Consider the following 18,858-nt stretch of genomic DNA (forward strand, 5'->3'; position numbering starts at 1 on the left):
ACTATTTAAGATTTTTAATTTAAACAATTAGTGTGTCTTTATTCCTGATATTTTCTAATATCTTATCATTTTTTTTGGAACGGCACGAGTAAAAGAAATAAGTTTAAACATTCCGACAAATCAACTGAAAAGAATCTCTAACTGAGATCGATGAGACTAAAAACACTTCCTAAGGAACATAACAATTATCATAACAGGAATGAAAACGCAATCAATAATTATTTGAATGTTGTAATATAATCATACTTGGGAAGGAGAGACTTGCCAATAAAAGGAGGATTCGACACAACTATGCATACAGATTTTTTTTCTTATTACTCTCCTTTCGAATCACAAGAAGTACTGCGCCGCTGGCTATTACAAAGCTATCAGCTTCGGCCTGCTTTTAAAGAGGAGGCCTATACTTGGAGCTACCAAAATACCTCTGTTTTTCATTATGAATGGCTAATTGGAAGAAATTATTGGATGGAAGGTATCAATTCTTCTTTATTGATAAAACCTCTGCTTCTTTTTTATGGACTTACCCACTTGTTAAAAGGTCTTGTTTTAATAGAAGACCCACGTTATCCTGCTTCCGTTGAAGTTTTAGCGCATGGAGTTACGGCAAGAAAAAGAAAAAAGAAAGGGTATACCTTTTTGGAAGATGAAATCAAGATTCAAAAAAGAGGTTTTTTCCCTCATTTTTCAAATTATCTGTTTCACGTGGAACATTTACCAGGAGAAAAATGGAAAATGAATGAATTGCTTTTGCTCATTGATGGCATGGCCTCCCTCTATTTTAAAGTGAGGGGAACAGAGGATTTGTATAAAGTGTATATAGAAGATTCATTTTTCACTATACAAACAAGCAAACAAATTCAAAGAGAAGACGCTGAACTATTTTCTAAAGCGCTTGAAAACATAAACATATCTACTGACCATGTCACTAACATAAGTGATTCATCTATTACTTTTAAAGTGAAATCAATCACCAATGATCAAAAATCTCTACTTTTAAAGCACAATAATCAACTCTACCTGCCACCTTCATTTCCATCTAAATACTGCTGTCTACCTGAGTTGTGCTTACATTACTTACTGTTATATAACTTAAGTATGATTTGCAGATATGAAGGAGAATGGTGGGGAGAGGTGATTTCACAACAATTTTCAGAGGATTTCCCCATGATCAAAACATATTTAACCATTGCTGGTGAAAAAGTTCCTTCTCTTTTCCAATCTTTCTTTGTCTAGCAAAAAGGATAAGTAAAGCTACGTAATCATGTTGGAAACATATGTTGACTTAAATACTACCGTTTTGCTTACCTGTAACTTTTATTAAAAACGTAAAAAAACCCTCGGCTATATGCCGAAGGTTGGTCTTATTCGTCAGAATCACTCGTTTCATCTGTAGAAGTAGTTGTCGATTCTTCCTCTTTTTCATTTTCTAATGTTTCTTGACTGCTTGGTTCGCTTGATTCGGTTGGTTCCTCTTCGGGAGTTTCAACTGGTGCCACGGTAGAGACTTCTTCGCCATCAGCGAGACGGATTAATTTGACTCCTTGTGCATAACGGCCAAGTCGAGAAATTTCTTGGGTTTCCATACGTATTAAAACACCATGAATAGTCATAACCATAATATCATGATCTTCTGATATACATCTCATGGAAACAAGATCACCGTTACGTTCTGTCAAATTACAGGCTTTAAGACCTTTTCCGCCACGATTTTGTATCTTGAATTCATCGACCGGGGTTCGTTTTCCATATCCTTTGTTTGTAACCATTAAAACATCTTTATCTTCAGAAGAAATATCCATCCCAACTACTTCATCATCTCCAACTAAGGAAATAGCTTTAACACCAGTTGCCGTGCGCCCCATGAACCTCACGTCTTTTTCATGGAAATGGATAGCCATACCGTGTTTTGTCCCGATAATGAGGTTTTCATTTCCCTTCGTCAATCGGACTCCGTGAAGCTCATCGTTCTCTCTGACATTGATTGCAAATAAACCGCCTTTGCGGATGTTCGAAAAAGCGGAAAGTGCCGTTCGTTTAGCGATCCCTTTTTTTGTTAAGAAAAAGAGATACGCTTCATCGGAGTACTCTTCAACCGGAATCACTGTGCTAATTTCTTCATCTTTATCTATTTGTAAGAGATTGATAATCGGAATCCCTTTAGCAGTTCGTTTTAATTCGGGAATTTCATATCCTTTCAACCGATACACTTTCCCCTTATTAGTGAAAAAGAGAATCGTTTGATGAGAACTTGTTGTAAATAAATGTTCGACAAAATCATCGTCGTTTGTTCCCATTCCTTGAATACCGCGGCCGCCGCGTCTTTGACTGCGATACGTATCAATAGGCATACGCTTTAAATAACCATGGTGAGAAATGGTAATAACAACATTTTGACGAGGAATTAAGTCCTCATCCTCAATTTGGTTTTCCCCTGCGGTAATAACAGTTCTGCGTTCGTCATTGAACCTTTCTCTTAAATCAGTTATTTCTTCTCGAATAATTTCGAGTACACGTTCTTCACTTGCTAAAATAGCTTTTAATTCTTTAATTTTTTCCAAAAGATCTTTGTATTCTTGTTCAATTTTATCTCTCTCTAAACCTGTCAAACGCTGCAGACGCATGTCTAAAATAGCCTGGGCCTGATCGTGACTGAGAGAAAATTTCTCCATTAATCCGTTTCGTGCAATGTCTGTCGTTTCCGAGCTGCGGATTAGTTCAATTACTTCATCCAAGTGATCTAAAGCTACTCGTAAACCTTCTAAAATATGGGCTCTTGCTTCTGCTTTTCTTAATTCAAAAGCAGTGCGGCGCTTAATTACCTCTTTTTGGTGTTCAAGATAGTAACTCAAACACTCTTTTAGGTTCAATACTTGCGGACGGCCGTCTACTAATGCAAGCATATTAATTCCGAAGCTTGTTTGAAGGGCCGTTTGCTTATACAAATTATTCAACAATACATTTGCATTGGCGTCTTTTCGGACTTCAATAACGATCCGCATTCCATTTCTGTCCGATTCATCACGCAAATCCGTGATACCTTCAATTTTTTTATCTCTTACTAGTTCAGCAATTTTTTCTATTAATCGCGCTTTATTGACTTGGTACGGTAATTCATCCACAATAATTGATTGCTTACCACTCTTCTGTTCGTCAATATAAGCGTTTGCTCGAATAATAATCGAGCCTCTGCCTGTTTGATAAGCCTTTTTAATACCAGAGCGTCCAAGAATGGAAGCACCGGTTGGAAAATCAGGCCCAGGAATATATTCCATTAATTCAGGTACAGTAATATCAGGATTTTTACTGAGTGCCAGCACTCCATCAATCACTTCACCAAGCTGGTGCGGGGGAATATTAGTAGCCATTCCAACAGCAATTCCTGCTGCACCATTAACAAGTAAATTAGGAAACCTGGCTGGAAGGACTATCGGTTCTTTTTCATTTCCGTCATAGTTGTCTTGATAGTCAATCGTGTCTTTATTAATGTCGCGTACCATTTCCATTGAAATTTTGGCCATTTTCGCTTCCGTATAACGCATTGCTGCAGCTGCATCACCATCAACTGAACCAAAATTCCCGTGGCCATCAACTAACATATTTCGATAACTAAAATCTTGGGCCATTCTGACCATCGTTTCATACACAGCAGAATCACCATGAGGGTGATACTTACCAATCACGTCACCGACAATACGAGCTGATTTTCTATATGGCTTATCCGGTGTCATACCTAGTTCATTCATTGCATATAATATGCGGCGGTGGACAGGTTTAAGGCCATCTCTTACATCCGGAAGTGCGCGGCTGACAATAACGCTCATAGCATAGTCTAAAAAAGATGTCCGCATTTCCTGGCCAATATTTATTTCTGTTACTCTTGATTCGTTCTCTGCCATTCCTGCAACCTCCCAAAATTTTGGAGCTGTGATAAGAAAAGTGCAAGCGCCTTGCTAACGAGCGACAAGTCCTGGAGGAGCGACATATGGAAAGCTGATATTTGCTTTCGATTGACGGACCGAAGGAATCTCGAGCGAGTAGGCGCTGGAGCTAGACATGTAAAACGCCAAATATTTATACTTTCTTATCATTTAAGAAAAGCGCAAGAGCCCTAAAAAAATAACATTCGATGCTGATCATTCACCATACACTTGTCGGCCTCTAAACGACCGGGGCTCGCGCTGTATTCTACATTTCAATACCTCTTAAGCACAAAGGACAAGCGCCCTGAATGGCTATTACAGGCGCCTGCTTGCTTAAACATCTAAATTCTTAACGTAATGAGCATTTTCTTGAATAAAGTCTCTTCGTGGTTCTACACGGTCTCCCATTAACGTTTCAAAGATCTCATCAGCTTTCATCGCATCTTCAAGTGTCACCTGCAGGACAGATCGTGTCTCCGGGTTCATCGTTGTTTCCCAAAGCTGCGAAGGGTTCATTTCTCCAAGCCCTTTATATCTTTGATAGCCGGGTTTTGGCTGAGAAGGAAGTTCTGCAAGAACCTTTTCTAGATCCTTTTCTACATATGCATAACGCACCGACTTGCCTTGCTGAATTTTATATAAAGGAGGCTGGGCAATATAAATATATCCTTTTTCGATCAATGGACGCATATACCGATAGAAGAAGGTCAAAATCAATGTGCGGATATGAGCCCCGTCTACATCTGCGTCGGTCATAATAATAATTTTATGGTACCTTGCTTTAGCTATATCAAATTCATCTCCAATACCCGACCCTAAAGCGGTAATAATGGAACGAATTTCGTTGTTAGCAAGAATTTTATCCAACCTTGCTTTTTCGACATTGATAATTTTTCCTCTAAGCGGCAGTATAGCTTGGAAGTGCCGATCTCTTCCCTGTTTAGCAGATCCTCCAGCAGAATCTCCCTCCACAATATATATTTCACTAATAGAAGCATCTCGTGAAGAACAATCCGCTAGCTTCCCTGGCAGCGAACTAACCTCTAATGCATTTTTCCGGCGAGTAAGTTCTCTTGCTTTCTTTGCCGCTTCTCTCGCTCGTGAAGCCATGAGCCCTTTTTCAACAATATTTTTAGCCGTATCAGGGTTTTCTGCTAAAAACCTTGAAAAGTTCTCACTGAATAAAGAGTCTGTTATTGTTCTAGCCTCACTATTTCCAAGTTTCGTTTTAGTCTGCCCCTCAAATTGCGGATCCGGAATTTTTACAGAAATAATAGCGGTTAAGCCTTCACGTACGTCATCTCCAACTAAATTAGGATCATTTTCTTTGAATAAATTGTGCTTTCTCGCGTAATCATTAATAGCACGTGTTAACCCGGTCTTAAAACCAGATTCATGGGTTCCGCCTTCATGCGTATTAATATTATTAGCAAAGGAGTAAATATTGCTCGTATAACTGGAATTGTATTGCACCGCTATTTCTACTTGAATTTCATCTTTTTCGCTTTCAATAAATATCGGCGGCTCGTGAAGAGCTTCTTTTTGACGATTCAAATACTCAACAAAAGAAGCAATACCGCCTTCGTAATAATATTCAACTGGCTCTACTTCTTCATCACGTTTATCTTCAAATATAATGTGTAATCCCTTATTTAAGAAAGCAAGTTCTCTTAGACGAGTGGCAAGTATATCGTAATCAAATTCACCTGTTTCCTTAAAAATCTCGGTGTCTGGCTTGAAATGAATCTTTGTTCCGTGTTTTTCTGTTTTCCCGATAACTTGGAGATCTTGCTGTGGAACTCCTCGTTTATAATTCTGATAATACACTTCTCCATCTCTATGCACTTCTACTTCTAACATTTGTGATAGAGCGTTAACTACAGAAGCCCCTACACCATGAAGACCACCGGAAACTTTGTAGCCTCCGCCGCCAAATTTACCGCCAGCATGTAATACGGTCATAATAACCTCTAAAGCTGGTCTTCCCATTTTCTCGTGCATACCGACAGGGATGCCGCGGCCATTATCTTGAACCGTAATGCTGTTATCTTTTTCAACTGTAATATAAATATAATCGCAATAACCGCCCATGGCCTCGTCAATGCTATTGTCTACGATTTCCCAAACCAAATGATGAAGGCCCCGTCCGCTTGTTGAACCGATATACATTCCCGGTCTTTTGCGCACTGCTTCTAACCCTTCAAGTACTTGGATTTGGCTTTCATCGTATGAATGCTGTTCTATTGACAATTCTATTCACCTTCACTTCCCTACATGTTCGTTTGAACATAAGCAAAACTATTAGGCAAACTGATGTTTCGCCGAGTCATCAGGCGAAAGTAGTTTGTCTTGTATTCTTTACCGGTTTTATTTAAAAATTTCCTATCAGTATTGGAAAGACTTAGGCCTTTCGCCGAATCTACATTTTAATAGGCTCTTTGGCCAATCTATAGATGCTGCCTTTTCTAGAATAAAATAAAAGTAATAATTAACGCTTTCGCCATTGACTTACCGATAAGCAAAGTTTCTCTAGAAGAGCAGACACCAAGTTTTCATTTCTTCATTCAATATCTTAAAGCATCGTTAAGACTGAGAACTTTCCCCAACATCTTCACTATAATCTTCAAACTCTGAAACCACTTGAGCACGACGTCTTAATGTTAAAGAAGAAATGGGAGATAAATATACTCTGTCGATCGTCACAACTACGGACTTTGTAAGCTCTTTTGAAATTTCTATTACATCCCGGTTTTCATGCGAAGATAGAAATTGTTTGGTGATACTTGAAGAGTCATGTGTATCTTGATCTAGAATAGCTACAACATCTTTAGAACGTATAACCGTATCTCCGCCTAAATGAATAAACATTGATTCCACCTCATTTCATTATTTCATTTGTTTCACTGTGCCTGCCTCAGCATAAAACGTGGAGGCTTGTTTTAATGTTTCGTGTTCTATTCCATCTACGCTGGTCGTAGTTACAAATGTTTGGACTTTCCCTTGTATAGTGTTTAGTAAATGAGACTGTCTATAATGATCTAATTCAGAAAGTACGTCATCCAATAATAAAATCGGGTATTCCCCGATGTTATCGTGTATTAGTTCGATCTCTGCAAGTTTCAAAGATAGCGCTGCTGTTCGCTGTTGTCCTTGAGAACCAAAAATCTGCACTTCTTTATTGTTAATCAAAAGTGATAATTCGTCTCTATGAGGTCCGCTCAACGTCATTCCTCGACGAATTTCATTTTGTTTATCCTCTTTTAATTTATATTGAACTCTCTCTTCTATCTTCGACAAATCCATGTCTTCTGATACCTGTGCGGCAGGAACATACGTGAGAATGAGGTTTTCTTTTTCTCTTGTAATTTGTGAATGGATGTCTTTAGCCCAGGTTTGGAGCATTTCCAGAAAAGAGAATCTTTTCTTTATCACTTTAGCTGCAGCTTGAGACAGTTGATCTGTCAAAACATCGAGCATAACTTCCTGTTCTTGGTCAGGAACAGGAAACATACTTTTAAGCAGCTGATTTCTTTGTTTTAAGATACGCTGGTAAATGGTAAGGTCATGAAGGTATACAGCACTAATCTGGCCTAATTCCATGTCAATAAAACGGCGCCGCATACGCGGTCCGCCTTTCACAAGACTTAGATCCTCAGGAGCAAACATTACCACATTACAAGAACCAACAAATTCGCTCAATTTTCTTTGTTCAAGTCCGTTAACCCTTGTTTTTTTCCCTTTAGAAGAAACAATGACTTCTAGGGAAAGAGAACTATTTTTACGGGAAAGATCTGCTTCTAAACGAGCAAAATCTTCATTCCACTGAATTAATTCTTTATCTTTGGACGTTCGATGTGATTTAGCAAAAGCAAGCACATAGATAGCTTCCATTAGATTTGTTTTGCCTTGAGCGTTTTCTCCAAGAATGACATTAACTTTGTTCTCTGCATTTAGTTCAATATGACTGTAATTGCGAAATTGTTTAAGGTAGAGTGAATTAATATGCAAGAAAATCCCTCTTACTTTTGAGTAGAAGAAACCACGAAAGTGCCGGCTCCTTCAACTTTAATTTCATCACCGCTGTACAGCTTTTTTCCGCGCCGCTGTTCCACTTCTTGATTTACAAGGACTTCATGCTCTGACAAAAACCATTTCGCCATACCGCCAGTGTCAATAACACCTGCTTCTTTTAGAAACTGTCCTAGTGTAATATACTCCGTTTCTATCTCAATTGATTGACTCATGTTAACCCTCCTGTGCTTGCTTACTACATCGACGTTCATTTCCGTTCCTCATTTTTAAAATAATTAATACCATTCGAACGACACATGAATACATTATATATTTTACTAAAATATAAGCCTAACGCCAATAGGAACAAAGAAGAAAACGTGAAGTACCATCAAATTCCTGTTAACAGAGTAAGAAAGTCCCCAGGAAATCCCAGGGACTGCTTAAATTTAATAGGTGCGGACGGGTGAAAACAAGTGAAGCATTTGATCGTGATCTGTCGGACGAAGAATAAATGGACTCATCGCCCCGGTGAACATAATGTGAACCATTTCGCTGTCGATAACTTTTAATGCGTCTATAATGTTTTTACCGTTAAAAGATATACGTAATTCTTCACCTTCTAGACGGCGGCAGTTTATTTTTTCGGTTACTTTTCCTACCTCTGATGAAATCGACGTGATTTCTAACACTTCTCCCTCTAATGTTTTCAGGTTAATGACATTGTTTTTCGCTTCTTTTGAAAGGAGCAATGCTCTTTCAAGAGATTGCAGCAACTCTTTTGCAGGGATTTCCATTTGAGTTTTAGATTGCTCTGGAATCATATTTTTAGTTAGTGGATATTTTCCATCTAGCAATCTGGAAAAGAAAAGCAAGTATTTAAATTTAAACAGTACCTGGCTGTCTGTTACAACAACTTCTATCAGTTCATCTGTGTCTTCTAAAATTTTGCTTAACTCATTTAAACTTTTTCCAGGAATCACTATATTAGAAAGTTCCAGATCTTCCGAATTTGTTTCCATGAAAGCTTTTCGCATAGCTAAACGGTGACTGTCTGTTGCAGTACAGGTTAGTTGTCCGTTTTCTCCTTCAAGGTTTACACCTGTCAACACTGGACGTGTTTCCTGAGTGGACACTGCAAATACCGTTTGTTTAATCATATCTTTTAATAAATTTTGCGGCAGACTGAACGTTCGGTTTTCATCTAACTTAGGAAGATGTGGATATTCTTCTGGGTCTAATCCATTTAAATTAAATACAACACTGCCAGAACGCAATGTGGTAGCAAATTGATCTTGAACAATGATTTCAATTTCATTGCCAGGCAGCTTTTTAACAATATCAGCAAAAAATCGAGCTTGTAAAACAATACTGCCTTCTTTTTTTATTTCTACATATTCTCTTTCTTCATCAGCAGACGGGATAAAAGATTCAATAGATATATCTGAGTCACTTCCTGTCAGTGTCACTCCTTCTGATGAAGCTTCTATTTTTATTCCTGTCAGGATTGGAATGGTTGTTCTGGAAGATACAGCTTTATTAACGTGCTGTACACTATGAACAAAATGTTCACGCTGAATGACAAAATGCATACTACATCTCCCTTTATATATATATTTAATAAATAATAGCCGTAATAGTAATAGAGGTTGTGCACTATGTGGATAATCGACAATATATGCTGTCCCGCAGACTTATTCACATGTGGATAAACTGTGTACAATTATGGATACTTTTACACATCATGTTTTTAACTTGTCGATAATTTCCTGCAGACGTTTTTGCAGTTCAGTATCAGCCTGCAGCAATTTTGATATTTTTTCATGAGCATGAATAACAGTGGTATGATCGCGTCCGCCAAATTCCTCACCAATTTTCGGCAAAGATGATTCTGTCATCTCTCTTGATAAATACATAGCGATTTGACGAGGAAAAGCAATCGTCTTGGTCCGTTTTTTTGCTTTTAGTTCTTGAACTTGTATGGTGAATTGCTGTGCCACTGTTTCCTGGATATCTGGGATGGTAATTTTTTTTGGTTTGGAACTAGGAATAATATCTTTTAATGCTTCAGCGGCAAGGTCAGCGTTCATATCCTGATTAATAAGAGACGAATAAGCTACCACCCTGATTAATGCTCCTTCTAGCTCCCTGATGTTCGTATCAATTTGATTTGCAATATAAAGCATCACTTCATTTGGGATATCAAGTTTTTCTGCTTTTGCTTTTTTCCGTAATATAGCAATCCTTGTTTCTAAATCTGGAGGAGTAATATCTGTAATTAATCCCCATTCAAAACGAGAACGCAGTCTATCTTCTAATGTTGGTATTTCTTTTGGCGGCCTGTCACTTGAGATGACAATCTGCTTACTTTCTTCGTGCAGAGCATTAAATGTGTGGAAAAATTCTTCTTGTGTTTGTTCTTTTCCAGCTAAAAATTGAATATCATCTATCAAAAGCACATCAACACTGCGATATTTATTTCGAAAATTTACAGCTTTATTATCTCTAATAGAATTAATGAATTCATTTGTAAATTTCTCTGAAGATAGGTAAACGACACGGGCTTCGGGGTTATGATCTATTACATAATGACCGATAGCGTGCATTAAGTGAGTCTTTCCTAGTCCTACCCCTCCATAAATAAATAGAGGATTATACGCTTTAGCTGGTGCTTCTGCAACGGCAAGCGATGCTGCGTGAGCAAAACGGTTTCCTGAACCAATAACAAACGTATTAAAAGTATATTTATCATTGAGCATGCTTTTTGGAACTTCATCTGTTTGAGGATCGGATCCAGCCGGCATTTTTTTTACTTCTTGCTCTATGGAAATGTCGTTTTCTTCCCCAGTGTCAGGGATAATAAATTTTACTTGTAATTCAGCTCCGGTTATATCTTGCAACGTATCCGAAATTAGACCGGAATACCGGTTTTCCAGCCAATCTCTTGCAAACTCATTAGGAGCTGTAATGATTATGGTATCTTCGTGAAGTTCTGAAGCTTTTGTTGATTTCAACCACGTTTCAAAACTAGGTTTACTAACTTTTTTTCTAATAACTTCTAACGTTTGATCCCATAAATCTTTAATATTCTCCATAAACGGCACCCTCCTTTACTTTATATTTGTAATCCGATCCCCTATTTCTCTTAAAGGGCAAGAAAGGCCTCCAATTCTTTCTAGATGGGAAGAAGGAAGCCTTCGTGAGCTATTTACGAGTTAAGTAAATGTTTGACACTGTTAGGAAAATACGAGGGGAACACTTCATACTTATCCCCAGCATCCTGCATAACTATCTAATTAATTATAATATAGTAGAAATTCGAAGTATGCACATTATTAACAAAAGTGTGGATAAACTAGTCCAAAGGGTGTGGAAAATTATCCACATAGTTATTAACAGCTGTGGAAAAGCAATAAGCAGTAATTAGTTATCCAGAATAAAAACAAATACATCATACCAAAAATAAAATCTAGTGACAACGGCATTTGGACAGGTTATCCACATAATCAATAACTTGTGTATTAGTTTTGTCCACACCACTATATTATGTGTGTAAGTTGTAGATAATCGTGTCGAAAAATGACTGTTCGGGTGTTAATATTTATCCACAAGCGTATTAGAGGAGAATGATGAGTTAGAGTGAAACTCGTAGTATTGATTTCATTTTTAAAGGAACCTTGACAATAAGAAGTAATCATCTATATAATTTACGGGAATGTCATAAATAGTTGAAAGTCCTCAGGGAGGTGCAAAATAAAATGGGTAAACCAACTTTTAAGCCTAATAATCGTAAGCGTAAAAAAGTTCATGGCTTTCGCGCACGTATGAGTACAAAAAATGGTCGTCATGTTCTTAAGAACCGCCGCCGTAAAGGAAGAAAAGTATTATCCGCTTAAGACCACTGATTTTACAGTGGTCTTTTTTCCACTATTAGAGCGGTTTACATAAAAGATTCTGTTGAAAATGGTTTAACGGAGGGGCAAGAAGATTGAAAAAGGGGTATAGAATTAAAAAAAACCATGAATTCAGTCGTGTTTTTGAAAAAGGCACCTCTTTTGCGAACCGTCAATTTGTCGTTTATGTGCTAAATAAAGAGGATCAGCCTCATTTTAGAGCGGGATTGACTGTTAGTAAGAAGATGGGGAATGCTGTAACGAGAAATCGAATTAAACGACTTTTAAGAGAAGCGTTGAGAGAAATAGGAGATCAATTAAAAGGGGAAAAAGACTATATTATTATTGCAAGAAAACCAGTTATTGATATGTCCTATGAAGAAATTAAAAAAAGTCTCAGGCACGTGATGGGTGTAGCTGGTGTAATGAATAAACGATATAAAAAGTAAAAAAATCACGATTGGACTTTTCAACGCTTTTTTCTTATGCAGAATTACAATTGTTTTCTTTATTTCTTGTCTATTCTCCGCTAAAATGTAATGTGTTCAACGTAAATTTGTGTAACCAATGTCAGCGCTGTCATGCGCTTTTTTCGGTTGCTAATATTACCAAGGAGGAAACTCTTGTGTACAAGAAAATAGGTCTGACAGTAATGGTGATTTTGCTAATGACGTTATTGACGGGCTGTCTGGATATTGACGACCCGATAACTGAGGATAGTGAAGGAATTTGGAATTCGTTTTTTGTTTATCCTCTACACTGGTTGATTGTCACAGTAGCAGAATCAGCTGGAGAAAATTATGGACTTTCTATTGTTGTTGTTACTATAATATTGCGAATTATCATTTTGCCATTAATGATTAAACAGACAAAAAGTGCCCGTGCTATGCAGGAACTTCAGCCTGAAATGCAGAAGTTAAGAGAAAAATACAGTGCAAAGGATCAGCAGACACAGCAAAAACTGCAGCAGGAAACAATGAAGCTGTTCCAGGAACAAAATATTAATCCGTTAGCTGGATGTTTTCCTATATTCATACAAATGCCGATATTAATTGCTTTTTATCACGCAATTATGCGGACAAGGGAAATAGAAGGACACGTTTTCTTATGGTTTGAATTAGGGCAGCCGGATTATGTTCTTCCATTAATTGCCGGGGTGACCACGTTTATTCAACAAAAAATGATGATGGTTACAGATAATCCCCAAATGAAAATTCTCATGTATATGATGCCCTTTATGATTACCGGATTTGCTTTCTTTTTCCCTTCTGCCCTGGCATTGTATTGGGTAATTGGTAACCTGTTTATGATTGCTCAAACCTACTTTATTACTGGACCTGGGGCAAGAAAACGAGCAGATGAAAAAGCAGAAGCTAAAGCGGGGGGAGCGAAGAAAAAGTGAAAACAGTAAAAGTTTCGGGAAAAACAATAGAGGAAGCATTAAATGAGGCGTTAGAACAGCTTGAAGCAGCTAATAAAGAGGAAATTGATTATAAAGTGATTGAGGAACCTTCTAAAGGCTTTTTAGGTTTGATCGGAACGAAACCAGCAGTATTAGAAGCGTCGTTAAAACCCGACCCGATTGATGAATCGGTACAGTTTCTCCAAAAAGTCATCCAAGATATGCAGGTAAATGTAAATGTGGAAGTGAAAAAACGCGGCCGGGAAACAGAACTTTCCTTAATAGGAGAAGATCTTGGAGTCATGATTGGAAAGCGCGGGAAAACATTGGATTCTCTTCAATATTTAGTAAATTTAGTAGCAAATCGACATGCTGATCGGTATGCGCGAATTGTATTAGACGCAGAAAACTACAGAGAACGAAGGCAGGAAGCGCTTGAGCAGCTTGCGGAACGTCTGGCTGCAAAAGCTTTTAGAACTGGTGAAAAAGTAGTACTTGAACCAATGAATGCCAGAGAGCGGAAAATCATTCATGCTGCTCTTCAAGAAAAAGAAGGAGTAGAGACTCACTCAGATGGTAAAGAACCTCGTCGGCATGTAGTTATAACTCCTCTTTCTTAGTTGCATTATTTTCCCGAATTTTACTGAAAAAACATGTATAAAAGCATTCGTCATCTGGTTAATACCAGTGCGAATGCTTTTTTTATTGGAAGGTAAGAAATTATAAATATTTGGTCTAGCTTCAGCGCCCAGCCGCTCAGGCGCACACGATAAAGAGGAACTTTTGCTAAAACCGCGAACGTCCTGTCGCAACGCAAAAGGCAACACCTCCAGTGCAAGCCCGTTCAGCGTTGTCACAGGACGTGACGCTCGTAGCCGAACTTCCTTCTTTTAAAGCGTTTGTGCTTTTCTTAGAAAATTTAAATTTGCTAAAGGAGTGCTCTAATGAAACATCCTATGATTTGCAGAACCTGTCACGGGCTGAGTGGAGAGCTTGTTTTTCTAAAGTGCTTCTTTTTTTCTTCTCACTGTTGATAAAAGCGGTAAAAAGCTATAAAATAAATTATCCACATGTGGATATTATTTGTCTTTTTCAAATGACTGCGATATGGTATTCTATTAAGTTGGGGATATATTAGATCCCTTTGTATTATAAAATTATTCCAATGTTGTTCATACTGTTAAATATATATTATTAAGATAGATTGCATAGTGCCGCATTCAAGGATAAAAGTGGGGTTCATATACTGTTTTGCGATTAGAAAAACTCGTGTTGCCGCCAAGTCTAAATGGCGGATGACGTAGTTTTCCTTATACTTTGATCCTTAAACAAAGTTAAACATTCCTAAAGAATAAAATTAAAGGAGGTGAAGAAGGATGGAATTTGATACGATCGCTGCCATTTCAACACCATCTGGAGAAGGAGCTATCGCTATTGTACGATTAAGCGGAGAGGATGCTTTGTCGATTGCAGATAAATTATATAAAGGAAAGAGCCGATTAATAGAAGCACAGACTCACACTATTCATTACGGACATCTATTTGACCCTAAAATCGAGGAGGCAGTAGAAGAAGTGATGGTATCCGTCCTTCGGGCCCCTAAGACATTTACAAGAGAAGATGTCGTTGAAATAAATTGTCATGGCGGACTAGTATCTGTAAATAAAGTGCTCGATTTGGTTCTAAGTTATGGAGCAAGATTAGCTGAACCAGGCGAATTCACAAAACGTGCGTTTTTAAATGGCCGTATTGATCTTTCTCAAGCAGAAGGAGTGATGGATCTTATCCGCGCCAAGACGGATCGGGCCATGAATGTTGCCTTAAAACAAGTAAATGGACGCTTATCTGATAAAGTGAGACGTCTTCGTCAGAAGCTCCTTGAAACTGTGGCAAATGTGGAAGTTAATATAGATTATCCAGAGTATGATGCAGAATCTGTCACTCTTGAAAGGTTGAAAGAACACGCTGTAGAAGTAAGGGACGAAATAGATCAGCTTCTTGCGACGGCCAAACAAGGTAAAATATTACGTGAAGGACTTGCTACTGCCATTATAGGACGTCCAAACGTTGGCAAGTCGTCTTTAATGAACAGCCTTGTTCATGAGAATAAAGCGATCGTTACGGATGTACCTGGTACTACACGTGATGTACTAGAAGAGTATGTAAATGTACGCGGCGTCCCCCTTCGACTTATTGATACAGCTGGTATTCGCGAGACTGAAGATATTGTTGAAAAAATTGGAGTCGAGCGTTCCCGGCAAGTTTTGACGGAAGCAGATCTTATTTTATTAGTAATTAACAGCGCAGAAGATCTGACAGAAGAAGACAAAGCTCTATTTCAAGCGATTCAAGGTTTAAATGCAGTCGTTATTATGAATAAAACTGACCTCGATAAAAAAATCGATGTGGAAAAAGTTCGAGAATTAGCTTCTGGCCGACCGATTATTGCGGCTTCCTTATTAAAAGATGAAGGAATTGAAGAGCTAGAACAAGCTATTTCAAGGATGTTCTTTGAAGAAGGGGTTGAAACCGCGGATTTAAGTTATATTTCAAATGCTCGCCATATTGGATTGTTAAATCAAGCAAAAAGGTCGATTGATGAAGCATTAGAAGCGGCAGACCTGGAAGTTCCGGTAGACATGGTGCAGATAGATATTACGAGAGCGTGGGAGCAGTTAGGTGAAATTGTAGGAGATAACGTTCATGACAGCCTTATCGACCAGCTGTTTTCACAGTTTTGTTTAGGAAAATAAGAAAGTAAAAATTAAAAGGAGGTAATAAGGATGCATTATGAAGGCGGCGAATTTGATGTCATTGTTATTGGTGCAGGTCATGCAGGGGTAGAAGCTGGTCTTGCTGCTGCTAGAATGGGCTCAAAGACCTTAATGCTTACACTGAACTTGGATGCCGTAGCGTTTATGCCATGTAACCCTTCCGTTGGTGGACCGGCTAAAGGTATTGTCGTTCGTGAAATAGATGCGCTAGGCGGTGAAATGGCGAAGAATATAGATAAAACTCATATTCAAATGAGAATGCTTAATACAGGGAAAGGTCCAGCTGTACGGGCATTGCGTGCTCAGGCCGATAAGTTTTTATATCAACATGAAATGAAAAAAACATTGGAAGAGGAAGAAAACCTTCTTCTTCGTCAAGGGCTCGTAGAAGAACTCATTGTCGAAGACGGAATTTGTAAGGGAGTCGTTACCAATACTGGTGCCTCTTATTATGCGAAAACGGTTATCGTTACAACAGGAACGTATTTGCGCGGTAAAATTATTCTCGGAGATTTAGCGTATGAAAGCGGACCGAATAATATGCAGCCATCTGTCAACCTTTCTCATAGTTTAAAGTCGCTAGGTTTTGAGATGGTGAGATTTAAAACAGGAACTCCTCCACGTGTAAATGGAAGCAGTATTGATTATGATAAAACTGAAATTCAGCCTGGAGACGACAAACCTCGTGCCTTTTCCTATGAAACGACAAAATATATTACGGATCAGCTGCCTTGCTGGCTGACGTATACAGGTGAAACAACACATTCTATTATTAACGAAAATCTAACACGGTCCCCGATGTACAGTGGAATGATTGAAGGCACAGGACCACGCTATTGTCCATCGATTGAGGATAAAATAGTACGTTTTCATGATAAACCAAAGCATCAAATCTTCCTCGAGCCAGAAGGAAGAAATACGTCTGAGGTTTATGTACAAGGACTTTCAACCAGCTTACCTGAGGATGTACAATTTAAAATGTTAAAAACAATTCCTGGGCTTGAAAATGTTCGAATGATGCGTCCAGGTTATGCAATTGAGTATGATGCAATTGTGCCGACACAGCTCTGGCCGACTCTTGAAACGAAAAAAGTAGAAAATTTGTTTACAGCAGGACAGATTAATGGCACTTCCGGATATGAAGAAGCAGCGGGTCAAGGCATTATGGCCGGAATAAATGCAGCTTGCAAAGCGCAAGGTAAAGATGGAGTTATTTTAGATCGTTCAGATGCATACATTGGCGTTTTGATTGATGACTTGGTGACAAAAGGAACAAATGAACCGTATCGTTTGCTAACATCAAGAGCAGAATATCGTCTGTTATTGCGTCATGATAATGCTGATCTTCGTCTAACCGATATTGGTTATCGTATTGGTCTAATTCCAAAAGAGCGCTATGAACGCTTCAACAATAAAAAAGATTCTATTGCAAAAGAAAAAGCCCGATTGGAAAAAACGATTGTTAAACCAAGTGATGAATTGCAGCAATTACTTGAGGAAAAACAATCTTCACCAATGAAAGAAGCAGTATCAGCTGCTCATTTGCTTAAACGTCCGGAACTTGGGTATGAAGATATTATTCCGTTTGCTTCAGGAGAAGAAAATGTTTCTCCAGATGTCGCTGAACAGGTAGAAATTCAGACAAAATATGAAGGATATATTACGAAACAATTAGAACAAGTAGAGCGTATGAAAAAGATGGAGAAAAAGAAAATTCCAGAAAACCTGGATTACGAACAAATCTCTGGAATCGCAACAGAAGCAAGGCAAAAACTTGCTGAAGTTCGTCCTATTTCGGTAGGCCAGGCTTCTAGAGTTTCAGGTGTGAATCCATCTGACATCTCGATTTTACTTGTATATTTGGAGCAGGGAAGATTGGCAAAAACAGCTGAAGCGTAATAGCAGCTCCAGCGCCCCTATTTACTTTAAAGTTTGGGTTGGCGCTGGAGTTATTTATCTTACATAAAAAAATCTAAGTGAAATTTGGAGACTTTTATACTTTAACAGGTAAAGGTGGCTTATTTTAATGAGTAAGCATCAATTTGGAAGCTGGCTGCAAAAAGAAGGAATACAACTGACAGAAAAGCAGGAGAAACAATTTGAAGTGTATTACCGAATGCTGGTAGATTGGAACCAAAAGATTAATTTGACTGGGATTACAGAAGAAGCTGAAGTGTACGAAAAACATTTTTATGACTCATTAACTGCTGTATTTTCCCATAACTTCCATAACGTTAATGACTTGGTGGACATTGGCGCAGGTGCTGGTTTTCCGAGTATACCAATAAAAATATGTTTCCCTCACCTTAAAGTCGTTATTGTCGATTCATTGCAAAAAAGAACGAGATTTCTCGAACAGCTTGCAGGGGAAATACAACTGCAAAATATTGACTTATTGCATGGACGTGCCGAAGAATTAGCACACAATCCTGCACACCGTGAAAAATATGATGTCGCGATTGCTCGGGCAGTAGCGAAGATGTCTGTACTAACAGAACTTTGTCTCCCATTTGTAAGAAGAGGCGGGACACTTTTGGCTATGAAAGGATCAACTGGATTAGAGGAAAAAGAAGAAGCTGGTAAAGCATGTCGGACACTTGGTGGAAAATGGCTGGATCCCTGTTCGTTGAAACTTCCAAATGAAAAGAGTGAAAGGTATATTCTTCGGATGGAAAAAATTGATTCTACTCCTAAAACTTATCCTCGAAAACCTGGAACGCCATCAAAAAAACCGCTGGTTTAAAGTTATGTCTGCCCTTAACATGGTAGACAAAGGATTCAAGCGTGGTAAAATATATGCAGAAAAGGTCGAAGGTTAAAAGAAGGGTTTTCGCACGGCAGCGGCGAAAATGATATAT

Annotated in this window: 15 protein-coding genes; 8 read left to right on the forward strand and 7 right to left on the reverse strand. The window is 38.3% G+C overall.

Annotated elements, in window-relative coordinates:
• The first annotated feature begins 291 nt into the window (after window positions 1-291).
• The gene (locus FZF09_RS20175) at window positions 292-1,233 is read left to right on the forward strand and encodes a YaaC family protein (RefSeq protein ID WP_158738367.1); all 942 of its coding nucleotides are present in this window, start codon (window positions 292-294) and stop codon (window positions 1,231-1,233) included.
• 128 nt (window positions 1,234-1,361) lie between these two features.
• Here FZF09_RS20175 and gyrA read toward each other — a convergent pair whose 3' ends face one another.
• The 7 genes from gyrA to dnaA all read right to left on the reverse strand — a co-directional run bounded on the left by gyrA (window position 1,362) and on the right by dnaA (window position 11,026).
• Complete coding sequence (gene gyrA, locus FZF09_RS20180; protein WP_158738368.1) at window positions 1,362-3,896, reverse strand: DNA gyrase subunit A; 2,535 nt, start codon at window positions 3,894-3,896, stop codon at window positions 1,362-1,364.
• 357 nt (window positions 3,897-4,253) lie between these two features.
• A complete protein-coding gene (gene gyrB, locus FZF09_RS20185; protein ID WP_158738369.1) occupies window positions 4,254-6,170 on the reverse strand; it encodes a DNA topoisomerase (ATP-hydrolyzing) subunit B in 1,917 nt (638 codons plus the stop codon).
• 333 nt (window positions 6,171-6,503) lie between these two features.
• Window positions 6,504-6,788, reverse strand: coding sequence for an extracellular matrix regulator RemB (remB, locus tag FZF09_RS20190; RefSeq protein WP_158738370.1), 285 nt, complete (start codon window positions 6,786-6,788; stop codon window positions 6,504-6,506).
• An 18-nt stretch (window positions 6,789-6,806) separates the two neighbouring features.
• Window positions 6,807-7,928 (reverse strand): DNA replication/repair protein RecF, encoded by a 1,122-nt coding sequence (gene recF, locus FZF09_RS20195; protein WP_158738371.1) that lies wholly within the window; start codon window positions 7,926-7,928, stop codon window positions 6,807-6,809.
• 11 nt (window positions 7,929-7,939) lie between these two features.
• On the reverse strand, window positions 7,940-8,164 hold the full coding sequence (gene yaaA / locus FZF09_RS20200; protein ID WP_158738372.1) for a S4 domain-containing protein YaaA: 225 nt from the start codon (window positions 8,162-8,164) through the stop codon (window positions 7,940-7,942).
• A gap of 216 nt (window positions 8,165-8,380) precedes the next feature.
• Window positions 8,381-9,523 (reverse strand): DNA polymerase III subunit beta, encoded by a 1,143-nt coding sequence (gene dnaN / locus FZF09_RS20205; protein ID WP_158738373.1) that lies wholly within the window; start codon window positions 9,521-9,523, stop codon window positions 8,381-8,383.
• Window positions 9,524-9,673: 150 nt separating this feature from the next.
• The gene (gene dnaA / locus FZF09_RS20210; protein ID WP_158738374.1) at window positions 9,674-11,026 is read right to left on the reverse strand and encodes a chromosomal replication initiator protein DnaA; all 1,353 of its coding nucleotides are present in this window, start codon (window positions 11,024-11,026) and stop codon (window positions 9,674-9,676) included.
• A 663-nt stretch (window positions 11,027-11,689) separates the two neighbouring features.
• On the opposite strand from dnaA, the gene rpmH reads away from it, so the two are divergent.
• The 7 genes from rpmH (at window position 11,690) to rsmG (ending at window position 18,743) form a co-directional block, all read left to right on the forward strand.
• Window positions 11,690-11,827 (forward strand): 50S ribosomal protein L34, encoded by a 138-nt coding sequence (rpmH, locus tag FZF09_RS20215; RefSeq protein ID WP_091586336.1) that lies wholly within the window; start codon window positions 11,690-11,692, stop codon window positions 11,825-11,827.
• Window positions 11,828-11,919: 92 nt separating this feature from the next.
• Window positions 11,920-12,273, forward strand: a complete 354-nt coding sequence (gene rnpA / locus FZF09_RS20220) for a ribonuclease P protein component (RefSeq protein WP_158738375.1) — start codon at window positions 11,920-11,922, stop codon at window positions 12,271-12,273.
• 176 nt (window positions 12,274-12,449) lie between these two features.
• On the forward strand, window positions 12,450-13,226 hold the full coding sequence (gene spoIIIJ / locus FZF09_RS20225; protein ID WP_158738376.1) for a YidC family membrane integrase SpoIIIJ: 777 nt from the start codon (window positions 12,450-12,452) through the stop codon (window positions 13,224-13,226).
• Window positions 13,223-13,846: an RNA-binding cell elongation regulator Jag/EloR gene (gene jag / locus FZF09_RS20230; RefSeq protein WP_158738377.1), complete on the forward strand. Its 624-nt coding sequence runs from the start codon at window positions 13,223-13,225 to the stop codon at window positions 13,844-13,846. Before spoIIIJ ends, jag begins: the two co-directional genes overlap by 4 nt.
• Before the next feature lie 756 nt (window positions 13,847-14,602).
• On the forward strand, window positions 14,603-15,979 hold the full coding sequence (gene mnmE, locus FZF09_RS20235) for a tRNA uridine-5-carboxymethylaminomethyl(34) synthesis GTPase MnmE (RefSeq protein ID WP_158738378.1): 1,377 nt from the start codon (window positions 14,603-14,605) through the stop codon (window positions 15,977-15,979).
• A gap of 30 nt (window positions 15,980-16,009) precedes the next feature.
• A complete protein-coding gene (gene mnmG / locus FZF09_RS20240) occupies window positions 16,010-17,899 on the forward strand; it encodes a tRNA uridine-5-carboxymethylaminomethyl(34) synthesis enzyme MnmG (protein ID WP_158738379.1) in 1,890 nt (629 codons plus the stop codon).
• 127 nt (window positions 17,900-18,026) lie between these two features.
• Window positions 18,027-18,743: a 16S rRNA (guanine(527)-N(7))-methyltransferase RsmG gene (gene rsmG, locus FZF09_RS20245; protein ID WP_158738380.1), complete on the forward strand. Its 717-nt coding sequence runs from the start codon at window positions 18,027-18,029 to the stop codon at window positions 18,741-18,743.
• Window positions 18,744-18,858: the final 115 nt, after the last annotated feature.

Source organism: Alteribacillus sp. YIM 98480, from assembly GCF_009765375.1.
Lineage (GTDB): Bacteria > Bacillota > Bacilli > Bacillales > Marinococcaceae > Alteribacillus.